The sequence below is a fragment of the Albidovulum sp. genome (genome assembly GCF_049646345.1).
Lineage (GTDB): Bacteria > Pseudomonadota > Alphaproteobacteria > Rhodobacterales > Rhodobacteraceae > Albidovulum.
Genome location: NZ_JBARVQ010000557.1, coordinates 1 through 3,846, shown reverse-complemented (window position 1 = coordinate 3,846; position 3,846 = coordinate 1). Strand labels below are relative to the sequence as shown.

Annotated in this window: 3 protein-coding genes and 1 pseudogene; 1 reads left to right on the top strand and 3 read right to left on the bottom strand. The window is 61.8% G+C overall.

Annotated elements, in window-relative coordinates:
• Window positions 1-712 (bottom strand): molecular chaperone DnaJ (gene dnaJ / locus WBB85_RS14375; protein ID WP_432639292.1); only part of this gene is annotated, 712 nt, incomplete at its 3' end.
• A gap of 70 nt (window positions 713-782) precedes the next feature.
• Entirely contained in the window at window positions 783-2,699 is a 1,917-nt protein-coding gene (gene dnaK / locus WBB85_RS14370; protein WP_432639291.1) for a molecular chaperone DnaK, read from the bottom strand.
• A 170-nt stretch (window positions 2,700-2,869) separates the two neighbouring features.
• Between dnaK and WBB85_RS14365 the strand changes: the two genes are divergently transcribed.
• Window positions 2,870-3,514 carry an alpha-ketoglutarate-dependent dioxygenase AlkB family protein gene (locus WBB85_RS14365; protein WP_432639290.1) on the top strand — a complete coding sequence of 215 codons (645 nt, stop codon included), beginning with the start codon at window positions 2,870-2,872 and terminating at the stop codon, window positions 3,512-3,514.
• A gap of 11 nt (window positions 3,515-3,525) precedes the next feature.
• Here the strand turns inward: WBB85_RS14365 and WBB85_RS14360 are convergent.
• Window positions 3,526-3,846 (bottom strand): annotated as a pseudogene (locus tag WBB85_RS14360) (SH3 domain-containing protein); the annotation flags it as partial.

Sequence of the window (3,846 nt, the reverse complement as noted above, 5' to 3'; positions counted from 1 at the left end):
CCAACCGGATACGGGTGCCGGTTTCAACACCTGCGGGGATGTTGACCGAAAGCTGGCGTTCCTTCTCGGTCCGGCCCGCGCCGTGGCAGGTCTTGCAGGGGTTCTTGATCGTCTGACCGAGTCCACCGCAAGTGGGGCAGGTGCGTTCAACCGTGAAAAAGCCCTGCTGGGCGCGGACCTTGCCCATACCCGAACAGGTCGGGCAGGTCTGGGGTTCCGCCCCGCCTTCGGCACCAGTGCCGTTGCAACCGCCGCAGGCGACCGAGGTCGGCACGGTGATCGACTTCTGGACGCCCTTATAGGCCTCTTCCAGCGTCACCCGCATATTGTAGCGCAGGTCCGAGCCGCGCTGCGCGCGTTGCCGCCCGCCACCGCCGCGTCCACCCATGAAATCGCCGAAGAGGTCTTCAAACACATCGGAAAAGGCCGAGGCGAAATCGCCCTGCTGGCCATATCCCTGACCGCCGCCGCCACGCGGGCCGCCGCCTTCGAAGGCCGCATGGCCGAAACGGTCATAGGCCGCCTTGCGGGTATCATCCTTCAGGATGTCATAGGCCTCGTTCACTTCCTTGAACTGGGCCTCGGATTCGGGTTTGTCCTTGTTGCGGTCGGGATGGAGTTCCTTGGCCTTCGTCCGATAGGCCTTCTTGATCTCGTCCGCAGATGCGCCGCGCGCAACACCAAGAACCTCATAGAAATCGCGTTTCGCCATTCTTCGCCCTTTCGGGGAACGTGCGAACCGGCCCGACTTAAGTCAGGCCGGTTCTATGGTTCCGGTCGCGTTACTTGCGCTTCTTGTCGTCGCCGAGATCTTCGAAATCGGCATCCACGATATCGTCATCGACACCGCGCGGACCGTCTTCGTCGGCATCGGCTTCACCGCCTTCGGCCTGCTGCGCCTTGTAGATTGCCTCGCCCAGCTTCATCGCCGCATCGGTGACGTTCTGGATGCCACCCTTGATCTTGCCCGCATCCTCGGATTTGAGCACTTCCTCAAGAGCGCCGATGGCAAGTTCGATGGCCTCGACCGTTGAGGCATCGACCTTGTCGCCATGTTCATCAAGCGCCTTCTTGGTCGAGTGGATCAGGCTTTCGGCCTGGTTCTTGGCCTCCACCAGTTCCTTGCGGGCCTTGTCGCCTTCGGCATTCGCCTCGGCATCCTTGACCATCTTTTCGATGTCCTCGTCCGACAGACCGCCGGACGCTTGAATGGTGATCGCCTGTTCGCGGCCCGTGCCCTTGTCCTTGGCCTTGACCGAGACGATACCATTGGCGTCGATGTCGAAGGTGACCTCGATCTGCGGCAGGCCGCGCGGTGCGGGCGGGATTTCCTCAAGGTTGAACTGGCCCAAGAGCTTGTTGTCAGCCGCCATTTCGCGTTCGCCCTGGAACACGCGAAGCGTCACGGCGTTCTGGTTGTCTTCGGCGGTCGAGAAGATCTGGCTCTTTTTGGTCGGGATCGTGGTATTGCGGTCGATCAGACGGGTGAAGACACCGCCGAGCGTTTCGATGCCGAGCGACAGGGGCGTGACGTCGAGAAGAACCACGTCCTTCACGTCGCCCTGCAGAACACCGGCCTGAATTGCGGCACCAAGGGCCACGACCTCATCCGGGTTCACGCCCTTATGCGGTTCCTTGCCGAAGAAGTTCGTCACTTCCTCGATCACCTTCGGCATCCGGGTCATACCACCGACCAGCACAACCTCGTCGATATCGCCTTTCGAGAGGCCCGCATCCTTCAGCGCGTCGCCGCAGGGCTTCATCGACTTCTTGATGAGGTCCGCGACCAGCGATTCCAGCTTCGCCCGGGTCAGCTTCATGACCATGTGCAGCGGCGTGCCGGTGTTCTTGTCCATCGAGATGAACGGCTGGTTGATCTCGGTCTGCTGGCTGGAGGAAAGCTCAATCTTTGCCTTTTCGGCCGCTTCCTTCAGGCGCTGCAGCGCCATCTTGTCGCCGGTCAGGTCGACGCCATGCTCTTTTTTGAATTCATCCGCCAGATAGCTGACGATGCGCATGTCGAAATCTTCACCGCCAAGGAAGGTGTCGCCGTTGGTCGACTTCACTTCGAAGAGGCCGTCGTCGATTTCCAGGATGGTGATGTCGAAGGTGCCGCCGCCAAGGTCATAGACCGCGATGGTCTTCGTCTCTTTCTTGTCGAGCCCGTAGGCGAGGGCTGCGGCGGTCGGTTCGTTGATGATGCGCAGTACCTCAAGACCGGCGATCTTGCCCGCATCCTTGGTGGCCTGACGCTGGGCGTCGTTGAAATAGGCCGGAACCGTGATGACGGCCTGCGTAACTTCTTCGCCCAGATAGGATTCAGCCGTTTCCTTCATTTTCTGAAGAATCACGGCGGAAATCTGGGACGGCGAGTATTTCTCGCCCTTCACTTCGACCCAGGCATCGCCGTTGCCGCCGTTCACGATGGCATAGGGGACAAGTTTCTTGTCCTTCTCCACCTCGGCTTCACCCATGCGGCGACCGATCAGGCGCTTGACTGCATAGACGGTGTTGGAGGGGTTGGTGACCGCCTGGCGCTTGGCCGGCTGGCCGACGAGGCGTTCGCTGTCGGTAAACCCGACGACAGAGGGGGTCGTGCGCGCACCTTCCGAGTTTTCGATGACGCGCGGCTGCGATCCGTCCATGATGGCGACGCAAGAGTTGGTGGTCCCGAGGTCGATCCCGATGACTTTGGCCATATGTATACCTTTCCTTCGGCGATTAAGTGGCGCCAGATCCGATTGCGGCCTCTGGCCCCGATCCCAAGATTTCGGCCGGGTATGGCACCCTGACCGGCTTCGCAGGGTATATAAGGAGGGGCCAAGGGCGCTGCAAGCGCTCTGACGGCAGGAAAAACAGGTAAAAATACGTGGAAAACCGGCTTCCCCCTCCTGACGCGCCGAAACCGCCGGTTCCGCCGGTCTCGATCCGTGGCGCAGAAATTTATTCCGGCTTTCTCGACACGGCGTCTCAGGCGGCGATTGTCGCCGATATCCGCGATATTGCGCGGATGGCACTGCTATTTTCACCCCTGACGCCATGGGGCAAGCCGATGAGTGTCCGAATGACCTCGGCCGGGAAATACGGCTGGTATGCCGACCGCAAAGGCTATCGCTATATCGACAGACATCCGGGCGGAGGCGGCTGGCCGCCGATCCCGGACCGGGTGCTGGCGCTCTGGCGCGACCTCATTGGGGACGAACGGCCGCCCGATTGCTGTCTGGTCAACTTCTACGGCGCCGACGCGCGGATGGGCCTGCATCAGGACAAGGATGAGGCTGATTTTCCCTGGCCGGTTCTGTCGGTCAGCCTTGGTGACGATGCGCGGTTTCGCATTGGCGGGACCGAACGCAGCGACAAGACCGAAAGCGTCTGGCTGCGGTCGGGCGATGTGCTGATCCTCGGCGGCGCGGCGCGGCTTGCCTATCATGGCGTCGACCGGATCGCGCCGGGGACCTCCACGCTCTTGCGCGAACCGGGGCGGATTAACCTGACGCTGCGGGTCGTAGACTGAGCGGGCCCCGGCTACGGTGCAAGTGAACAGCACCCCGACAAAAGCCGCGCATCCGAACCATCGCCGTCAAGCAGAAGGTCCACGGCCAGGCCGTGTTCCATGTCCGACATGCCATCACTGCAAGCAGACCGGCCAACCAGTCCGACATAGTCCGCCGCACCGATGCGCGCCGAGAATCCGTGGCGGTCCCGGCGGTTCAGCGATGTCCAGCGTGACCGGACCTTGCCGGTTTGCGGTTCGGCCTCGGGCGTGGCGAATGTCACCGACCCGGCCGTGTCCAATGACAGCGACCAGAACGGCTCTGTTCCATGGCAGGAGCGTATGGCGGGAAA